Source organism: Bifidobacterium sp. LH_424, from assembly GCF_056356895.1.
In genome coordinates this window covers 26177-47315 of sequence record NZ_JBKEVC010000014.1, presented here as the reverse complement: position 1 = coordinate 47315, position 21139 = coordinate 26177, and the positions used below count along the sequence as shown (strand labels likewise).

General features: G+C 64.8%; 22 protein-coding genes. 9 read left to right on the top strand and 13 right to left on the bottom strand.

What is annotated here, in order from left to right; all coding sequences use genetic code 11:
* Window positions 1–53: 53 nt before the first annotated feature.
* The 4 genes from ftsX to AC1AYP_RS10110 all read right to left on the bottom strand — a co-directional run bounded on the left by ftsX (window position 54) and on the right by AC1AYP_RS10110 (window position 3956).
* The gene (gene ftsX, locus AC1AYP_RS10125; RefSeq protein ID WP_476547781.1) at window positions 54–977 is read right to left on the bottom strand and encodes a permease-like cell division protein FtsX; all 924 of its coding nucleotides are present in this window, start codon (window positions 975–977) and stop codon (window positions 54–56) included.
* Complete coding sequence (gene ftsE / locus AC1AYP_RS10120; protein ID WP_476547778.1) at window positions 974–2428, bottom strand: cell division ATP-binding protein FtsE; 1455 nt, start codon at window positions 2426–2428, stop codon at window positions 974–976. Before ftsE ends, ftsX begins: the two co-directional genes overlap by 4 nt.
* 79 nt (window positions 2429–2507) lie before the next feature.
* Window positions 2508–3638 carry a peptide chain release factor 2 gene (gene prfB / locus AC1AYP_RS10115; protein ID WP_476502439.1) on the bottom strand — a complete coding sequence of 377 codons (1131 nt, stop codon included), beginning with the start codon at window positions 3636–3638 and terminating at the stop codon, window positions 2508–2510.
* Window positions 3639–3821: 183 nt separating this feature from the next.
* Complete coding sequence (locus AC1AYP_RS10110) at window positions 3822–3956, bottom strand: hypothetical protein (protein WP_476502440.1); 135 nt, start codon at window positions 3954–3956, stop codon at window positions 3822–3824.
* 188 nt (window positions 3957–4144) lie between these two features.
* Between AC1AYP_RS10110 and dapD the strand changes: the two genes are divergently transcribed.
* Window positions 4145–5164: a 2,3,4,5-tetrahydropyridine-2,6-dicarboxylate N-succinyltransferase gene (gene dapD, locus AC1AYP_RS10105; protein WP_476502441.1), complete on the top strand. Its 1020-nt coding sequence runs from the start codon at window positions 4145–4147 to the stop codon at window positions 5162–5164.
* Window positions 5165–5490: 326 nt separating this feature from the next.
* Here the strand turns inward: dapD and AC1AYP_RS10100 are convergent, their stop codons facing one another.
* Together AC1AYP_RS10100 and map are read right to left on the bottom strand one after the other, a co-directional pair.
* Window positions 5491–6783: a citrate synthase gene (locus tag AC1AYP_RS10100; protein WP_476531519.1), complete on the bottom strand. Its 1293-nt coding sequence runs from the start codon at window positions 6781–6783 to the stop codon at window positions 5491–5493.
* A gap of 285 nt (window positions 6784–7068) precedes the next feature.
* On the bottom strand, window positions 7069–7845 hold the full coding sequence (map, locus tag AC1AYP_RS10095) for a type I methionyl aminopeptidase (RefSeq protein ID WP_476531517.1): 777 nt from the start codon (window positions 7843–7845) through the stop codon (window positions 7069–7071).
* A gap of 250 nt (window positions 7846–8095) precedes the next feature.
* Here map and AC1AYP_RS10090 point away from each other — a divergent pair, with 250 nt between their 5' ends.
* The 3 genes from AC1AYP_RS10090 to AC1AYP_RS10080 are packed head-to-tail and all read left to right on the top strand — an operon-like array spanning window position 8096 to window position 8826.
* Entirely contained in the window at window positions 8096–8356 is a 261-nt protein-coding gene (locus tag AC1AYP_RS10090; RefSeq protein WP_476502444.1) for a hypothetical protein, read from the top strand.
* Window positions 8340–8612, top strand: a complete 273-nt coding sequence (locus tag AC1AYP_RS10085; protein WP_476502445.1) for a DUF4160 domain-containing protein — start codon at window positions 8340–8342, stop codon at window positions 8610–8612. Before AC1AYP_RS10090 ends, AC1AYP_RS10085 begins: the two co-directional genes overlap by 17 nt.
* Window positions 8593–8826: a hypothetical protein gene (locus AC1AYP_RS10080; protein ID WP_476547775.1), complete on the top strand. Its 234-nt coding sequence runs from the start codon at window positions 8593–8595 to the stop codon at window positions 8824–8826. Before AC1AYP_RS10085 ends, AC1AYP_RS10080 begins: the two co-directional genes overlap by 20 nt.
* 52 nt (window positions 8827–8878) lie before the next feature.
* Here the strand turns inward: AC1AYP_RS10080 and AC1AYP_RS10075 are convergent, their stop codons facing one another.
* A complete protein-coding gene (locus AC1AYP_RS10075; protein WP_476531513.1) occupies window positions 8879–9649 on the bottom strand; it encodes an HdeD family acid-resistance protein in 771 nt (256 codons plus the stop codon).
* Window positions 9650–9869: 220 nt separating this feature from the next.
* On the opposite strand from AC1AYP_RS10075, the gene AC1AYP_RS10070 reads away from it, so the two are divergent.
* Window positions 9870–10880, top strand: coding sequence for an aggregation-promoting factor C-terminal-like domain-containing protein (locus tag AC1AYP_RS10070; protein WP_476547773.1), 1011 nt, complete (start codon window positions 9870–9872; stop codon window positions 10878–10880).
* Between the two features lie 44 nt (window positions 10881–10924).
* Here AC1AYP_RS10070 and AC1AYP_RS10065 read toward each other — a convergent pair whose 3' ends face one another.
* The 3 genes from AC1AYP_RS10065 to AC1AYP_RS10055 form a co-directional block, all read right to left on the bottom strand.
* Window positions 10925–11407, bottom strand: a complete 483-nt coding sequence (locus AC1AYP_RS10065) for a S24/S26 family peptidase (RefSeq protein WP_476547771.1) — start codon at window positions 11405–11407, stop codon at window positions 10925–10927.
* Window positions 11408–11412: 5 nt separating this feature from the next.
* Window positions 11413–11679, bottom strand: a complete 267-nt coding sequence (locus AC1AYP_RS10060; RefSeq protein ID WP_476502450.1) for a PqqD family protein — start codon at window positions 11677–11679, stop codon at window positions 11413–11415.
* 174 nt (window positions 11680–11853) lie between these two features.
* A complete protein-coding gene (locus tag AC1AYP_RS10055) occupies window positions 11854–12435 on the bottom strand; it encodes a hypothetical protein (protein WP_476502451.1) in 582 nt (193 codons plus the stop codon).
* A 292-nt stretch (window positions 12436–12727) separates the two neighbouring features.
* On the opposite strand from AC1AYP_RS10055, the gene AC1AYP_RS10050 reads away from it, so the two are divergent.
* On the top strand, window positions 12728–13009 hold the full coding sequence (locus tag AC1AYP_RS10050; protein ID WP_476502452.1) for a hypothetical protein: 282 nt from the start codon (window positions 12728–12730) through the stop codon (window positions 13007–13009).
* A 36-nt stretch (window positions 13010–13045) separates the two neighbouring features.
* On the opposite strand, the gene AC1AYP_RS10045 is transcribed toward AC1AYP_RS10050, so the two are convergent.
* The gene (locus tag AC1AYP_RS10045; RefSeq protein ID WP_476502453.1) at window positions 13046–14950 is read right to left on the bottom strand and encodes a DUF4012 domain-containing protein; all 1905 of its coding nucleotides are present in this window, start codon (window positions 14948–14950) and stop codon (window positions 13046–13048) included.
* Window positions 14951–15037: 87 nt separating this feature from the next.
* On the opposite strand from AC1AYP_RS10045, the gene AC1AYP_RS10040 reads away from it, so the two are divergent.
* A complete protein-coding gene (locus tag AC1AYP_RS10040; RefSeq protein WP_476502454.1) occupies window positions 15038–15586 on the top strand; it encodes an arsenate reductase/protein-tyrosine-phosphatase family protein in 549 nt (182 codons plus the stop codon).
* Window positions 15587–15705: 119 nt separating this feature from the next.
* Here AC1AYP_RS10040 and AC1AYP_RS10035 read toward each other — a convergent pair whose 3' ends face one another.
* Entirely contained in the window at window positions 15706–17382 is a 1677-nt protein-coding gene (locus tag AC1AYP_RS10035; RefSeq protein WP_476547769.1) for a tyrosine-protein kinase domain-containing protein, read from the bottom strand.
* A gap of 571 nt (window positions 17383–17953) precedes the next feature.
* Between AC1AYP_RS10035 and AC1AYP_RS10030 the strand changes: the two genes are divergently transcribed.
* Window positions 17954–18388, top strand: coding sequence for a hypothetical protein (locus AC1AYP_RS10030; RefSeq protein WP_476502456.1), 435 nt, complete (start codon window positions 17954–17956; stop codon window positions 18386–18388).
* Window positions 18389–18478: 90 nt separating this feature from the next.
* Here AC1AYP_RS10030 and AC1AYP_RS10025 read toward each other — a convergent pair whose 3' ends face one another.
* Complete coding sequence (locus tag AC1AYP_RS10025) at window positions 18479–19660, bottom strand: hypothetical protein (protein ID WP_476502457.1); 1182 nt, start codon at window positions 19658–19660, stop codon at window positions 18479–18481.
* A gap of 87 nt (window positions 19661–19747) precedes the next feature.
* Here AC1AYP_RS10025 and AC1AYP_RS10020 point away from each other — a divergent pair, with 87 nt between their 5' ends.
* Window positions 19748–21130: a hypothetical protein gene (locus tag AC1AYP_RS10020; RefSeq protein ID WP_476502458.1), complete on the top strand. Its 1383-nt coding sequence runs from the start codon at window positions 19748–19750 to the stop codon at window positions 21128–21130.
* Window positions 21131–21139 lie beyond the last annotated feature (9 nt).

Genomic DNA, 21139 nt, shown 5'->3' with positions numbered 1-21139 from the left:
CTTCCGGATTGCTTCCGCACATTGTAACGGAGGTTGCTGAGACGGCAACCCGCCTACGCCTTGAGATAACGGCTCAGCGAGACCGCCGAGGCCACGACGGACAGCAGCACGGCGCCGGCGACGAGCGCGGGCGCGACGAGCCACACGGTGCCCTGCGTGACGAACGGCATCCAGCTGACGGACTTGGCGACGCCGTCGGTGATGAACACCTGCACGATCGCGGCGAGCGCGCCGGCGGCGAGCAGCGAGCCGACGAGCGAGGCGACCACGCCTTCGAGGATGAACGGCAGGCGGATCGTCCAGTTGGACGCGCCGACCAGTCGCATGATCTCCGTCTCGTTCTTGCGCGACGCGGCGGACATGCGGATCGTCGTGCCGGTCAGGAGGATCGCGACGACGACCATCACGACGGCGAGTACCACGGTGACGACGGTCGCCCGGTTGAGCACGGCGAACACGGGGTCGAAGATCTGCTTCTGGTCGACGACCTCCTCCACGCCGGTCTTGCCGTTGAGCACCTCGGCGACCATCTTGTACTTGGTCGGGTCCTTGAGCTTCAGCTGCAGCGAGTCCTGCATGTCGGCGGCGGTGAGCGTGCGGCCCTGGTATTCGCCGTTCGGGTACTGCTTGAGGAACGTGTTCTTGAAGAAGTCCTCACGGCTCACGTAGGAGATCTTCGAGACGTTGTCGCGCAGCTCCTGGTGGATGAAGTCCTCCAGTTCGACGATCTCCTGCTGCGTGGGGGCCTTGCCGGTCGCGCAGCTGGCCGCCTGGCTGGTGCCGTCCGGGCAGAGCCACACGATCACCTCGACCTTGTCGTACCATTCGCCCTTCGCGCGCGTCACCTGCGCCTGCATGAGCGCGGACGCGCCGATGAACACGAAGGAGATGAAGGTGACGAGCATGACCGAGACGATCATCGGCACGTTGCGCTTGAGGCTCGTCCAGGTCTCGGAAAGGATGAATCGCGCCCTCATCGGGTCTCCTCCTCGTTCGTCTTCTCATCGTCATCGTTTCGGCCGTCGGCCGCGGTTCCGGCGTCGTCGGTCACGTCACCGGTCGCGTCGTCGCCGTTCCCCGCCGTCGCGTCCGCCGCGGCCTGCGCCGTCGGCGGGACCGGCGGCGCGGGCGGCGTCAGCGGCGCGGATCCGGCGGGCGGCGCCGGCGGCTCGGTCTGTCCGGTCTGTCCGGTCTGTCCGGTCCGGTCCGTCGCCTCCGCCTGTTCCGCACGCCCGTGCCCGGCCTTCGCGGCGGGCGGCGCGGGCGGCGTCAGCAGGCTGCCGCCGGCCTGCGCCGCGGCCGCCTTGGGTTTGAACTTCGCGTCCGGATCGTCCGTCACGTCGTCGGTCGCGTCGACGGGCGCGACCACCGCGGTCGCCGCGTCGTCCGCCGGCGCGGACGCGGCGGTCCGCGCGGCGGGGGCGGGTGTCGCCGCCTCCCGCTCGCGGCGTTCCCGCTCGGCCTCCTCCTCGAGATTCAGTCCCTTGCCCCACGTGAGCGTCGTCTCGACGGGGGCGAACGCCTCGCCGTAACGTCCGGTGCGGCCGGAATGCACGGACTGGGCGAGACGGGCGATGCCCTCGTCGCCGTCCATCGCGCCGGCCGCGAGCGCGCCCGCCTCGATGGCGGCGTGTGCGTCCATGCGTTCGGTCGCGTCCGTGCTGTCCGCGCGGAACCGTTCGTCCGCGCCGATGGCGCGATGCGCCTTCGACGTGACTTCCGCGTCCGGGAAGTAGGTGGACGAATCGTAGGATCCGTGTTCCTCGTCGCGCACGATGTGACCGGTGTGCAGTTCGACGACGCGTTTGCGCATCGAGTTGACGATCTCCTCGTTGTGCGTCGCCATGACGACGGTGGTGCCGGTGCGGTTGATCGCGTCGAGCACCTCCATGATGCCGAGCGACGTGGTCGGATCGAGGTTGCCGGTCGGCTCGTCGGCGAGCAGGATCTGCGGATGGTTCACGTAGGCGCGGGCGATGGCCACGCGCTGCTGCTCGCCACCGGACAGCTCGTGCGGGTAGTTCTGCTCCTTGCCGGTGAGGCCGACGGTCTCCAGCACCTTCGGCACCATCGACTTGATGGCGGACCGGCGCGTGCCGATCACCTCGAGCGCGAACGCCACGTTCTGCCACACGGTCTTGTTGTTGAGCAGCTTGTAGTCCTGGAACACGAAGCCGATCGAACGACGGTACTGCGGAACCTGACGGTCGGAGATGCGGCGTAGGTCGTTGCCGGCCACGCGGATCTCGCCGTCCGTGGCCTCCTCCTCGCGCAGCAGCAGGCTCAGCAGCGTGGTCTTGCCGGAGCCGGACGCGCCCACGAGGAACACGAAGTCACCGCGGTCGATGTCGAGGTTGATGTCGTCGAGCGCGGGACGGGTGCCCTTCGGGTAGATCTTGCTGACATGCTCCAATGAGATGAGTGCCATTGATTCGCTTTCCTTGTGAAGCCTGGTAAGCCTTGTACGGCCTGTATGGCCGGTGCGGCCTTGCGGGGCCGGGGCCGGGTTAGGCCTCGGCCTCCTCCTTGGCGGCGCGGCGCTGCTCGTGGCGCCAGCGGATGCCCGCCTGGATGAAGCCGTCGAGGTCGCCGTCGAAGACGGCCTGGGTCTGGCTGGTCTCGTAGCCGGTGCGCAGGTCCTTGACCATCTGGTACGGGTGCAGCACGTAGGAGCGCATCTGGTCGCCCCAGCTGGCCTTGATGTCGCCGGCGAGCTCCTTCTTCTTCTTCGCCTCCTCCTCGTGGCGCAGCACGAGCAGTCGGGACTGGAGCACGGCCATGGCGGCGGCGCGGTTCTGGATCTGCGAGCGCTCGTCCTGCATCGTCACGACGAGGCCGGTGGGAAGGTGGGTGATGCGCACGGCCGAGTAGGTCGTGTTCACGCCCTGGCCGCCGGGGCCGGAGGAGCAGTACGTGTCGACGCGGATGTCGGTGTCCGGGATGTCGATGTGGTCGGTCGCCTCGACGAGCGGCACCACCTCGACGGCGGCGAAGCTGGTCTGGCGGCGGCCCTGGTTGTCGAACGGGGAGATGCGCACGAGGCGGTGCGTGCCGCCCTCGACGCTCAGACGGCCGTACGCATACGGCGCGTCCACCTGGAAGGTTGCGGACTTGATGCCCGCCTCCTCGGCGTACGAGGTGTCCATCACCTTCGCCTTGAAGCCCATGCGCTCGCAGTAGCGCAGGTACATGCGCAGCAGCATCTGCGCGAAGTCGGCCGCGTCCACGCCGCCCGCGCCGGAGCGGATCGTCACCACGGCGGAACGCTCGTCGTATTCGCCGTCGAGCAAGGTCTGGATCTCCATCGCGGCGAGGTCGTCGGCGATCGAGCCGAGCTCGGTCTTCGCCTCGTCGAGCGACTCCTGGTCCTCCTCCTCGCGGCCGAGCTCGACGAGCGTCTCGACGTCGTCGATGCGCGAGCCCGCGGAGGTGAGGCGCTTCAGCTGCGATTCGGCGGCGGAGAGCTTGCTCGTCACCTTCTGCGCGTTCTCGGGATCGTCCCACAGACCGGGGGCGGCCGCCTGCTGCTCGAGCTCGGCGATGTCCGCCTTCATGCGGTCCACGTCCAGCGCCTTGGCGATGGAGTCGTACTTGGCGCGCACGTCGGCGATCGCCTGGGAATAGTCAAATTCAGCCATCGTTGTCTACCTTATGTTTCGTACCTTTGAAAAACCTTGGGGTGCCGCCCGTCCTCGGGCCTCGTGCTCCCCTCCCCCGTCCGGCGGATGCGCGACGCGCCTTTCGCCGCATGCCCCGCGGCCGCGAACCTGCCGAGGGTGTGCGAGGCTGGACGTCACGCGGGGAACACGCGTGACGGGACGTCAAAGACCGGCGTAGATGGCGGGAACCACCAAGGAGATCAGCATGGCGGCGGCTATGACGATGCACACCGCGCGCACCATGGTGCGGCGGCGGCGCTCGCGATCGCCGCGTTCATCCTGCCGATAGTCATTCACGGTGCGCGATTGTACCCCATCGCTTGGTCAACGGCCCGGCGCGCTCGGCCGCGGGCGTAACGGGATGCGGCGCGCGCGTGAAACACCCCGTGGAACATCACGTGGGCACGGCACGCGCCCGACGAGCGCGCAGGCTAAGGTGGACATGGAAGCAACCTGTATCCCGATGTATGTAAGGAGCATTGCAGATGACTGATGAACGCACCGCGTACGGCTGGGGCCTGGCGAGCATCGACGCCGCCGGCAACACCCTGGACGTGTGGTATCCGAGCCTCGCGCTCGGCGCCGCCCCCGCCGAGGCGGACCGTCCGAACCATGATTTCGGCGTGCTCGCCCACGACGAGGCCGACGCGCGCGGCGTGCGCCGCGTGCCGGTGTTCACCGTGAGCGACCTGGACGCCCCGATCGCCAACGCCGAGGACGCCTACCTGAAGCTGCACCTGCTGAGCATGCGCCTCGCCAAGCCGAACACGCTCAACCTGGACGGCATCTTCGGCGCGCTCAACAACGTCGTGTGGACCAACTACGGCCCGTTCGCCGTCGAGGACTTCAACGCCCGCAAGGCCGACGTCGAGGCCGCCGCCACCGCGGCCGCCCAGTCGTTCGCCGCGAACGCCGGTCTGCCGGCCGCCGCCCCGGCCGCCTCGGTCAACGTGCTGGGCGTCGACAAGTTCCCGCGCATGATCGACTACGTCGTGCCGTCCGGCGTGCGCATCGGCGACGCCGACCGCGTGCGCCTGGGCGCCCACCTGTCCGAGGGCACCACCGTCATGCACGCCGGCTTCGTGAACTTCAACGCCGGCACGCTCGGCGTCTCGATGGTCGAGGGCCGCGTCTCGCAGGGCGTGGTCGTCGGAAACGGCTCCGACATCGGCGGCGGCGCCTCGATCATGGGCACCCTGTCCGGCGGCGGCAAGCTGCGCAATTCGATCGGCGAGCACTCGCTGCTCGGCGCGAACGCGGGCATCGGCATCTCCCTGGGCGACAACTGCGTCGTCGAGGCGGGCCTGTACGTGACCGCCGGCACCAAGGTCACCATCTGGGACAAGGCGAAGGCCGCCGCCGGCGAACCGCTCGAGGTCGTCAAGGGCGCGGACCTGTCCGGCAAGGACAACATCCTGTTCATCCGCAACTCGGTGAACGGCCGCATCGAGGCCCGCTACCGCAAGACCGGCATCGAACTCAACGCCAAACTCCACAAGAACTGACTCCCACTCGGCCCCCTCTGACGGGCTGAGCCGTGAAGCGGAGAGCCCGGTGGGCTCTCCGTAGGCGAAGGCGAGCGACAGCGAGCTTATGTGAGGTCAGCCGAAGGCTGTCCTTGATTGCGGTCGGGCTGTCCGCGTCAGCGGACTGGGGGAGAGACAGCGGCCGCAGGCCGCGAGGAAAGGAATCGGCCTTCGGCCGATGCGATGTTCCCGCGGCCTGCGGCTGACCTTCTATCAGCTCGCCTGTCGGCTCGCACATCGCCTACAAACGCCTCCGGCGTTTGCTTCACGACGATGTCCCGTCAGAGGGAGGCAAACCGCGTCGCCTACCGCTCTTCCAGCGGAATGTAATCACGCTTGACGGCGCCGGTGTACACCTGGCGCGGGCGGCCGATCTTGGTGGCCGGGTCGGCGAGCATCTCGCGGTACTGGGCGATCCATCCGGGGATGCGGCCCAGCGCGAACAGCGTGGTGAACATGGCCGGGTCGAATCCGATTGCCCGGTAGATCAGTCCCGTGTAGAAGTCGACGTTCGGGTAGAGGTGGCGCGAGACGAAGTAGTCGTCGTGCAGCGCGATGTCCTCGAGCTCGGTGGCCACGTCGAACAGGGCGCGTTCGTCGGCCGGCAGCTTCGACGTGTCCTCGCGGTCCATAATCTTCTCGAGATACGTCTTGGCGATGGCCGCACGCGGATCGTACGACTTGTAGACGCGGTGGCCGAGTCCGGAGATGCGGTGGCCGTCGCGCTTGGCGTCCTCGACGAACTCGCGCACCGACTTACCGGAATCGCGGATCGCCTTCAACTGACGCAGGACGGCCTCGTTCGCGCCGCCGTGCAACGGTCCGGACAGCGCGTTGACGCCGGCCGCGACCGCCGAATACAGGTTGGCGTGCGCGCTGCCGGCGATGCGCACGACCGACGTGGAGCAGTTCTGCTCGTGGTCGGCGTGGATGATGAGCAGGCGGCCGAGCGCGTGCACGTACAGCGGGTCGGATTCGAACGGCTCGTACGGCACGGCGAAGCACATGCGCAGGAAGTCGTCCACGTAGCCGCGCGCGTAGTCCGGGTACAGCATCGGCTCGTCACGGCGGCGGCGGAAGATGTACGACACGATGGTGCGCACCTTCGCCATGATGATGATCGCCGACTCGTCGAGCTGGTCGGAGTCGGTGATGTCGGTCGTGTCCGGGTAGAACGTGGCGAGCGCGTTGATCGCGGAGGCGAGCACGCTCATCGGATGCGCGGTGCGCGGGAACGAGCCCATGAACGTGCGGAAGTCCTCCCCCACCATCGTGCGATGGTTGATCGCGGAGACGAACTTCTCGTACTGCTCCTTGTTGGGCAGCTCGCCGTGGCGCAGCAGCCACGCGACCTCGAGGAAGTCGGAGTTCTCGCACAGTTGCTCGATCGGGTAGCCGCGGTAGCGCAGAATCGAGTGCTGCCCGTCGATGTACGTGATCTTCGATTCGCATTGCGCGGTGGTGAGGAAGCCGGGGTCGAGCGTCACCCAGCCGTCGTTGCGCAGTTTGGACACGACGATGCCGTCCGGCCCGGCGGTGGCCTCGACGACAGGCAGCGTGTACTTGCTATCGTCGACGTTCAGCTGTGCTGTTGCCATGGGTGACCCTTCCTGTTCGATGTTGCCGGCCACCATAGCCGCCCCATGTTTCCACAAGGCCCCATTGCCCAATACCCGGAACACAAAAGGAATGCACCCCGCAAAACGGAATGCGCACTCCTCGCGCATACCACTTTCTTTGCCCCCCCTCTCAGGGGGAGCTGTCGGCCAAAAGCCGACTGAGGGGGGTACCCCGTCCACAACCAGACGCAGCACCCCCTCAGGCCCGCTCCGCGGACCAGCTCCCCCTAAAGGGGGCGCGTACCGCGGAAGACCCGTATCGCCCTACTCCCTCGTGGTGAGGATCACCGGGCCGTTCTCGGTGATGGCGATGGTGTGCTCGCTGTGGGCGCCGCGGGAGCCGTCCTCGGAGCGCAGGGTCCAGCCGTCCTTCGGGTCCTGGTAGATCTCGTCGGTGCTCTTGAGGAACCACGGCTCGATGGCGATGACGAGGCCCGGACGCAGCTTGTAGCCGTGGCGCGCCTTGCCGTCGTTCGGCACGTGCGGATCGCCGTGCATGATGTGCCCGACGCCGTGGCCGCCGAACTCGAGGTTGATCGGGTAGCCGTATTCGCGCGCGATGTCGCCGATCGTGCTGGACACGTCGCCGAGTCGGTTGCCCGGCTGGGCCGCTTCGATGCCGGCGGCGAGCGCCTCCTCGGTGCACTTGATGAGGCGCAGGTCCTCCGGGTCCTTGTCCTTGCCGACCACGAAGCTGATGGCCGAGTCGCCCACCCAGCCGTCGACGCTGATCGCGAGGTCGAGGGAGACGAGGTCGCCGTCCTTGAGGTTGTAGTCGTAGGGCACGCCGTGGAGCACCGCGTCGTTGACGGAGGTGCAGATGTAGTGGGCGAACGGGCCGGTGCCGAAGTCGGGCGCGTAGTCCACGTAGCAGGATTCGGCGCCCTTGCGGTCGACGATCTTCTTGTGCACGAATTCGTCGATGTCGAGCAGGTTGGTGCCGACCTTCGTGTATTCCTTGAGTTCGCGCAGGATGGAGCCGACGAAGCGGCCGGCGGGCTTCATCTCCTCGATTTCGCGAGGGGTCTTCAGTTCGATCATGAGACTTCCAGAATCTTTCTACCTATGTCCGATGGGCGGAACGCCCTGTCGTCAATGGCTCTCACGATAGTGCGCCGCCTCGTCAATCCACAACCCTTCCCCTTGCGCCCCCTTCAGGGGAGCTGTTCACACCCCTCTCCCTCTGCTCCCCCTTCAGGGGGAGCTGTCGCGCAAAGCGCGACTGAGGGGGTTCACGCGCCTCCCCATTACCCAGCACACGATTTACAATGAAGAAAGACGGGAGCTCATCATGCGGATATACGATTATTATGAGACGGGCGATGGCACGCGCGTCACACATTCCGATGTCCAGCCCGACGGCAGCGTGCTCGTATTCTTCGACAACGGGGACAAGCACGCCGAAATCAAGATTCCGGACGGCACGATTCCAGCCAATACGGGATTCAGTCAACGGGAGACCAACGGATTTCTCGTCAGCACCGTCCGCGGCATGAAATCAATCATGCGCTATGCACGCGAAGGCGGTATCCAACATGCCTGGGCTGTATAGAATCCGAGGATTCCTTGTCTACTTCTGGGCGAATGAAAGCAACGAGCCGATTCACGTCCACGTCGCCAGAGGCAAGCAGTCGCCATCATCCGCGAAATTCTGGATTCTGCAGGACGGCACGGTACGAATCGCCAAGCAAAGTCCTGATATGACGACGAAGGAGCAGCAGGGAATCATCGAGTTCCTTGAATCGGTCGCTCCGGAAATCATCGTGGCTTGGCAGGAGATGTTCGGATATGTCCGATTCCATGACTGAATTGCGAAATATCGGCGACTATCGCGGCTATACACTGCTGTTCAATCCGTGCAACCGCAGAATCATCGCCGAAAGGAAAACGGACCTCGCCACAGCGTTGTTCGACTGCGAACCATTTGCCTTGGTCCATCAATGGGGGTGCTCCGCCGATGACATCCGGGCGTTGACGGACCATCTGGAAACAATCGCCCACAAGCAACTCGCGATCGCGTAGTCTTGGCCGTACAAAGCATGGCCAAGACTACGGGAGTCATCGAACTATCACCTCACCGCTTCGGGAGGCGGCCGAAGGTGAAGGCGCGCACCAGGGCGGAGACGCCCATGACCACCAAGGCGCAGCCGGCGAAGACGACGAGCCAGACGGTGGAGCTCACCGGGGACATGAGCACGACGAAGCCGGCGATGATGGAGACGATCGCGTACAGCACGGCCCATCCGGAGCTGGGCAGCCTCCACGATTCGACGAGCGCCATGAAGCCTTCGAGCATCCAGCCGATGCCGACGGTCATCGTGGCGAGCAGGGCGAGCGCCTGCCCGGAGACGGCCGCGTTCTTGAGCATGAGCAGGCCGCCGATGGTGAGCAGCACGCCGACGAGGATGTCGAGCACGCGCCATCCGCTCGGCAGTCCGAGTTCGACGATGGCGACGACGACGCGCACGAGTCCGGAGACCACGAGGTAGACGCCGAGCAGGACGGCCGCGACTTTCAGCGTGATGCCGGGCCAGAGCAGCAGGGCCGCGCCGAGCACGATGGCGGCCACGCCGATCACGCCGTAGAATCCGCGCACCCAGTTCTTCGCGTGCTGCGGCAGCATGGTTTCGATGAGTTTGAACGGATCGACCGGCCGCCCGTTCCAGCCGCCAGCCGAGCCTGTGCCGCCGGCGGGCCCACCCTGCCCCGCGTAGGGATTGTTCGACTGGTCCGCATACGGATTGGCGTACGGGTCGCCGCCCTGTCCCGCGCGCGGCGCGCCGTAGGGGCCGTCGCCCGCGTTCACATTCGCGTTCGGATCCGGATTCCGGTTGTCGTTCGTCATGATGACCTCCTTGCGATGACGCTGACTTCATGCTAGACAATCTGTCTAATTCCCACCACCATCACAATTGGTCATGTTGTCCAATAAAACGCCACGACGCCACCGGCCGTTCACCCGACCACTGTCCAATGTTCGGATTGGACGCTAGACTGGTGGATTAGTGAGCGCCGCGCACGCTGTGCCGACCACCGCGTGGCGCCTCGAATATTTAAGGAGCAATATGGCGAATCATCGCAAGAAGACGCCCACCCTGAAGTCCCTGAGCAAGCGCCAGTGGACGCGTATCGCGGCCATCGTCGCGGCGGTGGGCATGCTTGCGGGTGCCGGCGTCGTGTCCAGGAACTTCTACCAGCAGGCGAACAAGCCCGCCGCCGTCACCGAATTCTCCGCCACGGACAGCAACGCGCTCGGCGTGTCCCGTGGAGGCGCGCGAGGCGACCTCAACGGCAACACGTCCTACGTGACCGTCAAGATCAACGGCAAGTCGCGTACCGTCCTCGGCGACGATTTCACCGACGTGAAGTCCGTGCTCGAAGCCGGCGACATCGTCCTCGACCCGGATGACACGGTCTCCCCCTCGCTGAACACGAAGGTCACCGAATCCACCGTCATCACCATCGAGCGCGCGGGCGCCACGCTGGAGACCAGCGACAGCGACATCGCGTTCAACACGGTGAAGAAGGAGACCGACGCGCTGCCGAAGGGCCAGGAGAAGGTCCAGCAGGAAGGCAAGGTCGGCACGATGGAGACCACGAGCCTCGTCACCCGCGCGGGCGGCAAGATCGTCTCCTCGAACGTGTTCGCCTCCTATGTGAAGGAGGCCCCGACCGACAAGATCGTGCTCGTCGGCACCGGCTCCACCAGCACCGGTTCCTCGTCGAGCTCCGGTGATTCCTCGTCTTCCAACTCGCTCGGCACCACGGTGCCGGCCTCGGAGATGCAGACCTGGGCGCATGACTGGCTGCTGTCGAACGGCTACACCGAGGCCGACTTCACGGCCGCCGTGTACATCATCAACCACGAGTCCGGCTGGAACCCACACGCCACGAACGCCTCCTCCGGCGCGTACGGCCTGCCACAGGCCCTGCCCGGCTCGAAGATGGCCTCCGTCGGCTCCGATTGGGCCGACAACTACCAGACCCAGTTCAAGTGGTTCGTGAGCTACTGCAACGGCCGCTACGGCGGCATCACCGGCGCCTACACCTACTGGCAGTCCCACCACAGCTACTGATCGCGCAAGCGCCTTGGCCCCCTCTGACGAGGGGGCCTATTACGTTACGCCTTCTTCCACCCGAGCGCACGCGCCACGCGTCCTGCGCGCCAGCGCAGCGCCTTCCAGCAGTGCCGTAGCGGCCACAGGGCCAGCCACGTGCGCCAATACACGCCATACCAGTGCGACTCGCGAGCCCCATCGCACACCACGTGCCGCGCGCCCCTGTAGAACTCCTCCAGCCGCCCGAGCACCTGCTCGTCGCGCACGTGTTCGGTGGTGATGCAGTTGTCGCCGCGAATCGCGTACCAGCCGTCGTGCACGCCGACCACGCGGTGCAACACGTATCGTCCGCCGGCCCGGTAGAGCGGCACGTCGCCGACGCGCAGCCGCTCGCCGGCCGCCAAGGGCCGCACGACGATGGTGTCGCGCCGGTTGCGCAGCATCGGCAGCATGCTCACGCCCACCGTGGTGCTCACGAACACGCCCTCGCGCCGCAGTACACCCTCGATGTCCGTATCGACGGCCACGCCCGTCATATCCGTCATCTGCGTCATTCGTCGAGGAAGCCGTTGGCGCGCATCTGGTCGACGAACGCGTTCACGTCGGCGGTGGCGGTCTCGCGGTCGATCGCGTATTCGCCCGTCACCTTGTCGACGATGCCGGCGACGTCGAGTCCGTCCGCGAGTCCCTGCCAGACGGTCTTGCCGGTCCCATTCACGCGGATCATGCCCTGGAACGTCTTCGAGGCCTCCCCCGTCGCGATGATGACGGTCTGTCCGGCCACGTCACGCATGACGAATCCTTGTTTGATGCGCATATGATTGTCCCTTTCGACGCCTGAAACCCTTATGCACCCTTAGTGCAACGCCCTCATTATACGAAAAATCCCCCGCCCCGTGAGGAGCGGAGGATTTGCGGAGAATTCTCCGGTCAATCGCGATGAATCACGAATCGCAATCCGTCATCTATCGCGCCGATCCATCTACCCGATTCAGCGGGCGTTGCCCTTGCGCACGGCGAACAGGGCGACGCCGGCGGCGACCATCAGGCCGAGGGCGATGATGTACGGCATGACGACGGTGCCGGTCTGGGCGGTGGTGCGACGGGAGGAGCCGGCGGTGCCGGAGACGGCGACGTTCTTGTTGGAACCGGTGGTGCAGGTGTTCGCGAAGGACACGGTCTTGGTCTGGAGCGTGACGTCATCGCCGTCCGAAGCATCCTTGGAGCCAAGCACGGAAATCTTGGCGTCCTTGCAGTTCAGCGTGGCGACCTTGTAGGTCTTGACGAAGTTGGAGCCGTCCTTCGAGAACGTGGACGTGACCTCTTCCCAGTTCGTGTGCACGTAGGCGGCCGCGGTCACGGAGGAGATCTGCGTGTTGTCGTAGGCGATGGCGACGTACGGGTACTTCTGCGCGGTGGCCTCGTCGATGGTCACGGTGATGGTGGCGACGCCTTCGGAGGTGCCCGGAGTGATGGTCGCGGAGTAGTCGGCGGCCATGGCGGTCGGTGCGAGGGCGAACACGGAGAGCAGCATTGCGGCGAACGCCGTGACGATGGCGGTAATCTTCTTCATCTCTGTTTTCCTTCCAGTGCGCAAATCCCCTTTGCGCATTACATCTTCAAGTCTTCTGTTATCGGATGGGAGATCGTCTCGTTCCTTCTCCCACTGGTTGCCACCCTAGCACGCGGGTTGACAAAACGGTATGGGTTCAGGTTAACAACCGGGTAACATGATGGAAGCGAACCCCGCAGGCGCGTCAGCACAACGCCTGCACAGGGTTTTCGAATAATGAGATTTTTGATACCGGTTTCAGCCGATGCCGAAACGGAGACCGGAACCACCGATAATTCGGCAAGGAGCATCGATGTCCGACGAGACGAAATCAGCCGCGAATGTGACGGACCGCACAGACACCCCAGACACCAGCATCATCGACCTCGAGGCCATCGACGAGAGTGTGCCGCTGACGGCCGTCGAAGCCCCGAAGGAGCATCATCACGGCAAGCGCATGAGCAAGGAGCATATCCAGCGGATCAGGCGCCGTCACCGTCGCGAACGGTTCCTGTTCCGTCTGGACATGGTCCTGCTCATCATCGTCTGCCTCGGCGGCGCGGGTACGCTCCTCGCCCTGGAGGCCCTCCAGTAGGCAGCCAGCCGGAAGCCGGCCCGCGCCGGTACTCCCCTACTTCACCAGCGGCGTCTGCCGCACCACGGTCTGGCCGGAGACCGAACCCGGCGCGGTCACCACGGTCGCGGTGATCGTGGTGCTCTCCCCCGGCGCGAGACTCACCTGCTTGCCGATCACGGTGAGCCCGTCGTGCAGCGCGTAGACGTCGCCCTTGGCCTTGTCGGAGCCGGCCGCATAGGAGGGGATGCCGCCGCCGGCAGGCGCGTACAGGTAGGTGATGAACTGGATGTGCCCCTTCTCGGCGCCGTTCTCCAGCGAGCCGATCACATAGGAGGGCAGCGAATCCACCTGCGAGGCGTCGAGCGTGTTGGTCATCGTGATTGTGATCTCATGCTCCTCGCTGCCGTTCTCATAGGTCTTGACGAGCTTGTCCTTCACGTCGCGACGGAGGTACCAGTCCATCTTCGAGGCCATCGCGTCGTTGTAGTACACGCCGATCACCTGCTTCGGCGCCGCGCCCTCGATGTCGAGGTACGAACCGGAGTCCTTGGTGACGAGCGTGCCGCCCACCGTGGTCCCGGCGAGCAGCTTCTGTTCGTCCTTGTCCGCGCTCCACACGTACAGATGCCCGTCGTTCGCCGCCGTGACGGCCTGCTTGGCGAGCGCGACGGCGTTCGTGCCGGACGAGTGCATCACCTTGCCGAACGCCGCTTTGGCGGCGTCGGAGAAGAACGCGTCCTGGTCGTCGCCATCGTGCAGATTGCGGTAGACGTCGCTCAGGAGGATGGACACGGTGTGCGTCCCGTCGAGCGTGGCCTTGTAGTCGCCGCGCGAGACCTCCACCGAACCGGTGACGGAGAGCAGTTTCTGCAGGAGCACCGGATCGACGGCGATGACGCCGTCCACCTGGTCGCCGTACTTGTCCTTCCACATGGCGGCCGAAAGTTCGCCCACACGCGCGAAGTCGGGGGTGAAGTTCACGTCCTGCATGAACTCGCCGAGACGGTCGCCGTAGACCCTCTTCTCGTCGTCGGTGAGGCTCACGATCGGGTCCTTGCGCGAGTCGAATTCGGAGGCGGGCACGAAGTCGTGCATCGTGATGGCGCCGTCGCGCACGGTCACGAGTCCCAGCGAGCCGGCGATGCCACCGGTGGCGCGGATCTCCGCGTTGTTCTGCGCGAGAATCAGATAGTTGCGCGAGCCGCCATCGCCGGAACCGGAGCCGGAGTCGCCGGAACCCAGCATGCCGGACAGGACCTGCGCGCCGCGCGCCAGGGAATCGCTGATTTTCGCGAACGAGAGGAACGATTCGCGCGCCGGGTCCAGCTGGTGTTGCAGCGCGCCCAGCGTCACGCCGTCGATGGACTGGAGCTCGCTGTTCGCTTTGAGCACGTAGCCGTTCGCCTTGGCGAGCTTCGGCGCGGCCGTGTCGAGCCCGGGCACGCTGATCTTGCCGTCGGCCACGCTGACCGTGCCCGGGTTCACGTCGTCCGCCGCGTCGGCGAGGAGCGGCAGCGCGTCGTCGGCGACGGTGTGCAGCGCGTCCACGGTGGAGCGGATGGCCTGGACGTCGCCGCCGTAACGCGGCAGGTGCGCCATCATCGCCCAGATCGGGTTCGACGTGTGCGCGTAGGCGGCGTCCACGTGCCGTTGCAGTTCGTCGACGGCGCCGTCGAGCTTCGACGCGGCGCCATCCTCGGCGATGTTCAGGCCGCGCACGTCGGACACGCTGGCGGCGGCCGATTTCACTTCCTTGGCGACGATGGCCGCGGAGACGGCGAAATACGCGCCGACGAGGATGATCGCGGACAGCACGACCGCCACGATGACGAGCAGTGTGTCACGCAGGACACGCTTCTCGCGGTGCTTCAGATAGCGGGGATTATGGTGTTCGGCGTCGCGCGCCTCATCGTCGCGCCCATGCTCCGGGTCGATGCTCAGTTCGTCGATTTCAGTCACAACGCCACTGTATCGTGAGGCTCACCCGTGGCGGGTACGTGCTCATTGCCACGGTATTGTCCCGACTACGCTCCTACGATGGATTCCATGCGTATTCTGTTCGTCTGCACCGGCAATGTCTCGCGTTCGGCGATGGCCGAACTGCTCGCGCCGCATTTCCTCACCGACCCTTCGCTCGAATTCGCATCGGCCGGCACGCGTGGTCTGCACGATCACGTGTTGTCGCGTGATGCGGCCGATCTGATGCGTCGCGACCATATCGACGAGGATCGGATCGCCACGTTCCGTTCCCGCCGCATCTCGCCGCAGATCGCGGGTGCCGCCGACCTGATCCTGTGCTTCGAGGAACGCCAACGCGGCGACATCGCGCTGGAGGCGCCGGTGAAGGCGCGCCGCACGTTCCTGATCACCGATTTCGCGAACCTGTGCGAGGCGGCCCAAAAAGAAGGCTGGATCGAAGGCGGGACGTTCGAGGAGCGGGCCGAGTCGGTGGTCGCCAACGCGGGCCTGCTGCGTCCGCAGCTGCCGAAGGCCGGCGACGTCGCCGATCCGCAGGGACAGGGCCTTGCGGCGTTCGTGGAGGCGCACAACATGATTGTGCGCCTGTTGAAGCGCATCGCCGCCGCGTTGGATTGATCATCATCAGGCCATCCCACGTGGCCGCGCGGTCCGAATATGAATATGACTGAGGGGTTGGAATCCTGGTTCGGATTCCAACCCCTCAGTCGTCATCAGCCATTATCGGCGCGAACCGCTCACTTGCGCTTCGGCTGGCGCGCCTGCCTGTCGTGGGCCTGCTTGGCGGGCGAAGCCGGCTGCTGGTCGGCGAGCGGCTCGGACAGCGGCTGCACGAGAATCGGCTTGGATTCGGCCGACTCCTTCTTGCCCTTCCTGCGCTTCTTGCCCTTCTTCCCGTCGTCGCCATAGCCGTAGCCGTACTGGCCGTAGCGGTAGTAGGAGCCGTAGTAGTAGTACGTGCCGTAGCCGCCGTTCTTCTTGCGGTCGGCGAGGTTGAACACGAAGCCGAGGATCGGCACGTCGAGTTCGCCGAGCTCGGTGATGGTGCCGCGCAGGGCTCGCTTGACGGCGACGCCCTTGCCGGAGACAAGCACGACGCCATTGCCCTGCTGGCCGAACACGGCGGCGTCGTTGGCGACGCTCATCGGCGAGGTGTCGATGATCACGTAATCGTACTGCTGCACGGCCTGCTTGATGAGATCGTGCATGATGGCGGAGTTGAGCAGCACGGAGGCGTTCTGGATACGCGGGCCGGCGGGCAGGACGTGCAGGTTCGGCTTCCAGTAGCGCTGGACCACGTCCCTGACGGTCGCCTGGTTGGACAGCACGTGGGCGAGGCCCACGTTGCCTTCGAGACCGAGTCGCTTGGCGACGGTCGGGCGTCGCAGGTCGGCGTCGATGAGCAGCACGGCGGCGCCGTTCTCAGCGAGCGTGGCGGCGAGGTTGCACGAGACGGTCGTCTTGCCTTCGGACGGCATGGACGAGGTGACGACGATGAGGCGGCCCTTGTCGCCGGACTTCGACGTGGTGAACGAGAGATTGGTGCGGATGCGGCGGAACTCCTCGGCGATCGCGCCGTCCGGCTTGGTCACGACGATCGGCTTCGTCTCGTTGAGGGATTCGTCCTTCGGAATCACGCCGACGACGGTCACGTCCTGCGCGACGGCCTGGAGATCGGAGATGTCCTGGATGCGGCGGGCGAGCAGGTCACGCAGCACGGCGGCGATGAGGGCGAGCACCAGACCGATGACGGCACCGGCGGCGAGGTTCAGCTTGGTGTTCGGCGAACTCGGAGCGCCCGGCACGTTGGCACGCTGCACGACCGACAATTTGACGATGGAATTGTCGCCGGAGGAGTACAGCTCGGAGGCGACCACATCGGACAGGGATTTGGCCACGCCGTTGGCGAGAGTGGCGGCCTGCTGCGGATCGGCACTGGTGACGGACACACTCAGCATGTAGGTGTCCTCCGGGTTGTTGGCGGACACCATGCCGGACAGACGACCGACGCTCAGTGAATCGTCATGCTGCGCGTCGACGACCGGCTGCAGCACCGCACCGGTCTTCACGAGGTTCGGGTAGCTCTTGAGCTGGCTGGCAATATAGGTGCCGGCCGTGGACTGCACGCCCACGTTGTTGAGGTTGGCGTCCGCGGCGATGCTGTTGTAGCTGGCGAACAGCTGGGCGGTGGCCGTGTACATCTTCGTGCGGGTGAACGTGTAGCCCGCGACGGCGCCCACGGTGATCACGAAGACGAGCACGGCGACGAACCAGTGCTTGCGGATCGCCCGCAAGAGGTCGAGGATGGTCATGCCGGAGTTCTGGATCGTGCTTCCGTGACCGGCGGTGTTGTCCACGGCCGGGCGCTGTTCCGCCACGGCCACTTCATTCTGTTCGAGGGTATCCGATGTCACGGTCTCTCCTACTTCGTACTTCCTATTGTCCCGCTTCCAGACGGCCACAGAGACCGTAAGCGCGGATTGACGTCGCATTCATGTGAACCTTCAAGGCAGTATAACCGCAGGGGCGAACGCTAATCCTTCCTGCGCCATATCGCGCCCAGTTCACGCCGCAGGCTTCCCGGATGCCCGCGCAGGTTCTTGCGCAGGCGATGGAACACCGGCAGGAATCCGGTCAATCCGTTTCGGCATCGCGGATAGCGCTTCCTCGGTCAGCGCCTGGAAGGTCATGGCCTGCACCGAATGGCGCACGACCAGCCGGTACACGTCAAATCACGGTACCGTATCGGGTTTCGCATCGGCGTGGGCCCATGCAGTGCTGCCGCCATCAATGCAACGACGTATCGTCTCACCTCGTCGTGCTGCTGATTCGTGTTTTCCGGCATATCGGCGATCTGCAATTCACCTGCAACATTGCTATATGAATTATCAGGAAATAGGTGATTAATCCCATTCTTATTCGCTACAATATGAGACGATAACCAAATCATCATCGGTTTTTATCTGAATGAATTAAGGAGATCATATGGCATCCGTTCTTCAGGGTTTTGAGGAAGTCCAGCTGGTCAAGCCGGTCGGCAAGATCACGATGACGGTCACCGCCAATGCGGTGCGCTTCAACAAGGCCACTGCCCAGGTGCTCGGCTTCCCGGCGCACGTCAAGGTGCTCGTCAACGAGAAGACGAAGCAGGTGGCGATCGTCCCCACCACCGCCAAGGCGGACAACGCGGTGAAGTTCAGCAAGCCGGAAGGCAAGCAGACCGCGTCCGTGAACGTGAAGGACAAGGCCCCGCTCGCCGCGGTCTCCGCGTTCTTCGAACTGCCCGAGGCCCCAGAAGGCGAGGTCGCCTACCAGCAGGTCGTCGGCGAGTTCTACCCGAACGACAAGGCCGCCGTCTTCGACGCCGCCAAGGCCGTCGCCGGCACGATGAAGCGCCGCGGCCGCAAAAAGGCCGCCTGAGCGACTGTGCAGGTCCGGTAAACCTGTGCTATTGTCCCAAAACCGCGTTTTGGGACAATAGCCCTCCGGAATCCGCGTCGGAAACGCCGTCTATTGTCCCAACGGGACATTACGGATGAGCCGGATCCTCTCCACCATCGCCTTGCAGATCGCGTCGATGACGACCGGTGACATTCTCACGTTCGTGGCGAGCTGGTCACGGATGAGGTCCGGCACCGTGTCCAGCGCGGTCAGATCGTATCTATCCCAATTGCGGATCGATTCCAATTGCCGGTATGCGTTGGGTCTGTCACCCCAATCGTCGATCCAGAATGGTTTCGCGACGTAGTCGTCGTTCGACATCGACTCAGGCTCCATGCCATTCCAGAGGCTATCCCCACTGTCGAAGATGGGGGCCGGCCGTATCGCGAACGTCTCGACGTCGCGGATGAGGCCGAAATTGTTGTAATGCCGGTCAGTGTTGCGCAACAGAAAATCGAGGAACAGGAAATCGTCGGTGGCATGCTCTTCGGTCTCACGCGATACTCCAAGCCGCTCGCATGTGTCAAGCCAGATGGTCTTCCGCTCGTCATTGCGCCCCTCACGGAAGATATTCCTGATCTGTCCGCCGGCGATAAGCTCCTCGCTGTCGGAGAGCATTTCGTCGCAGACCGATACGCGTCTGCCCTCCGCTCGTCCGACGCGGTATTCGATGTGGTCGATGCCCAGCAGCGACGCCACCTCGTATGCGATGCGTTCGTTGTCCGGCTCCTGCCCGGTACGCCCCGCCTTGACCAGCTGCCTGACACCGTCGTCGCCGATGACCCATCGTTTCGGCAGGTCGCCGGCGCTGGTGATGTCCGGCGTGTTCACGTCGCCGATGCGCGACGAATGGCCGAGAAACAGGGCTTTGCCGAGCCGTTCGTCAAAATCGTTGTGGAAGAAGTTCACGTCCGACCATGCGAGATCGTCACGTCCGTCGGGCCTTACCCAGTATTGGTCGGACAGACTCAGTCCCATCGAACGGTCCAGCATGTCACCCGTGGGCTCGATGCCGCCGACGGCCAGCAGGGAGCGAAGACCGTCACGCGTCACGGGAATGCCGCGTCCCCGCCACCACGAGGTGATCGATTCGCCGTCCGGCTCCGGCCTGCCGTCGACGTACATGCCCAAGGGGACGCGTCGCTCGTCGAACACCTCCACCGCACGCAGCGCGTAGCCGCCGGTCTCGAAATACTCGTATTCCAGGACCGGATGGTCGCGGCACATCAGCACCCGATACCTGTCCGCCATGCTGCGCCTCCATTCATCACGGATCTGGTTCCATCCTAGCGAAGCCAAGACTCCCCTCCGTCTTGGGACCGTCGCATGATGGCGGGTGTGTTTGACAGTCATGGCATCAATCTGAAACTCCCGGCCTTCGTCCGCCGGCTCGATGTGGCCGACCGTTCCGATTACGTGTTCTATGCGGCGATCGCGCTGCTGCCGGTGGATGGCACGGTGGTCGGCGGCTATATGCCGTTCTGGACGCCGATCAGCCCGTGGCTGTTCCTGCTGTATGCGGCGTTGAACTGGAAGCTGATTCCGCAGGCGTACCGCAGGTTCCGCGTGTTCTTCCTGTTCCCGCTGTTCCTGATCGTCCTGTCGCTGGTGGGGTGGCTGACGATTGCGTTCCATCCGTTGCCGACGGCGTGGTCGCTGCTCGGCGTCTGCGGCGCGTTGGCTTGTCTGACGTCGCTGGAGATCGCCGTGCGCGTCAAACGGCTGGACTGGCGGCCGATGATCCATCTGCTCATCGCCGCCTACTGGGTGGCGTTCGCCGTGGGAGTCGTGCAGTTCCTCGCCATCCAGTTGGACGTCACGCCCGCCCGCGCGCTGTTCAGCCATGTGATGGCGCGGCAGTATATCACCGCCGATTCGCCGTGGGGAGGGAACCGCCCGCAGTTCCTGTTCGCCGAGCCGAGCTATATCGGCATGCACCTGTATGGCGTGCTGCTGCCGCTCATGTGGATGATGCGCGGCCGTGACCGCGTCTATGTCACGCGTCTGCGCGATCTCATCATCGTGTTCGCGCTCGGCAGCATCCTCATGCACGCGGGCGTGCGCATCATCATCGACACGGGCGTGGCCCTGATCGTCGCCATCGTCGAATCCACGGATTTCTGCGACAAGACGCAGGCCAGACGCGCATGGGGCATGTTTGCCGCGATAATCATCGTGGGAATGACGGTAGCGCTGGCGAACGGGCGCATCCGTTCGATACTCGTGCAGGGCCCAGTGGCCGGCGACGCCTCCTCATCCGCCCGGCTGTCGCAATCATTGTCGCCGCTCATCGCGCTGCTCCAGCATCCTGTCAATCTATTCACCGGCTTCGGCGCGGGCAATATCGCCGAAGCGAGCCGCATGGGCGTGACCGCCTCGTATGCGTTGCTCAACGGTCCTGACGCGAAGGTCCCCTGGTGGGTGTGGAAGAACTGGAGCCCGAACGACACCTCCACGATGAGCGCCTACACGAGTTTCCTCACCGAATTCGGCCTCATCGGGTTCGCCTCCCTCATCTGGCTCGTCATCCGCCACGTCACCCGTCTCCACGTCTGGAGCAAGACCACGATCTGCTGGCTCGTGCTGACCGCCTACCTCTACATCCAATTCGAAGGCTACGCGTTCTACGCCCTGCCCCTGCTCGTCTGGGTTGCCACAGGAGATCGTGTTATGGAGGGGTCGCGAGTCTATGAACTCATTCACACAAGGACGCCGTTCTAAACCGCACAA

Bases quoted from the DNA above. Each gene is read 5' to 3' on its own strand.
- AC1AYP_RS10060 (WP_476502450.1), bottom strand. From the start codon at position 11,679: ATGCGCATCAAACAAGGATTCGTCATGCGTGACGTGGCCGGACAGACC.
- map (WP_476531517.1), bottom strand. From the start codon at position 7,845: ATGATCGAACTGAAGACCCCTCGCGAAATCGAGGAGATGAAGCCCGCC.
- AC1AYP_RS10055 (WP_476502451.1), bottom strand. From the start codon at position 12,435: ATGAAGAAGATTACCGCCATCGTCACGGCGTTCGCCGCAATGCTGCTC.
- AC1AYP_RS10025 (WP_476502457.1), bottom strand. From the start codon at position 19,660: ATGGCGGACAGGTATCGGGTGCTGATGTGCCGCGACCATCCGGTCCTG.
- dapD (WP_476502441.1), top strand. From the start codon at position 4,145: ATGACTGATGAACGCACCGCGTACGGCTGGGGCCTGGCGAGCATCGAC.
- AC1AYP_RS10050 (WP_476502452.1), top strand. From the start codon at position 12,728: ATGTCCGACGAGACGAAATCAGCCGCGAATGTGACGGACCGCACAGAC.
- AC1AYP_RS10090 (WP_476502444.1), top strand. From the start codon at position 8,096: ATGCGGATATACGATTATTATGAGACGGGCGATGGCACGCGCGTCACA.
- AC1AYP_RS10080 (WP_476547775.1), top strand. From the start codon at position 8,593: ATGTCCGATTCCATGACTGAATTGCGAAATATCGGCGACTATCGCGGC.
- AC1AYP_RS10100 (WP_476531519.1), bottom strand. From the start codon at position 6,783: ATGGCAACAGCACAGCTGAACGTCGACGATAGCAAGTACACGCTGCCT.
- AC1AYP_RS10030 (WP_476502456.1), top strand. From the start codon at position 17,954: ATGGCATCCGTTCTTCAGGGTTTTGAGGAAGTCCAGCTGGTCAAGCCG.
- AC1AYP_RS10070 (WP_476547773.1), top strand. From the start codon at position 9,870: ATGGCGAATCATCGCAAGAAGACGCCCACCCTGAAGTCCCTGAGCAAG.
- AC1AYP_RS10040 (WP_476502454.1), top strand. From the start codon at position 15,038: ATGCGTATTCTGTTCGTCTGCACCGGCAATGTCTCGCGTTCGGCGATG.
- AC1AYP_RS10065 (WP_476547771.1), bottom strand. From the start codon at position 11,407: ATGACGGATATGACGGGCGTGGCCGTCGATACGGACATCGAGGGTGTA.
- ftsE (WP_476547778.1), bottom strand. From the start codon at position 2,428: ATGGCACTCATCTCATTGGAGCATGTCAGCAAGATCTACCCGAAGGGC.
- AC1AYP_RS10085 (WP_476502445.1), top strand. From the start codon at position 8,340: ATGCCTGGGCTGTATAGAATCCGAGGATTCCTTGTCTACTTCTGGGCG.
- prfB (WP_476502439.1), bottom strand. From the start codon at position 3,638: ATGGCTGAATTTGACTATTCCCAGGCGATCGCCGACGTGCGCGCCAAG.
- AC1AYP_RS10075 (WP_476531513.1), bottom strand. From the start codon at position 9,649: ATGACGAACGACAACCGGAATCCGGATCCGAACGCGAATGTGAACGCG.
- ftsX (WP_476547781.1), bottom strand. From the start codon at position 977: ATGAGGGCGCGATTCATCCTTTCCGAGACCTGGACGAGCCTCAAGCGC.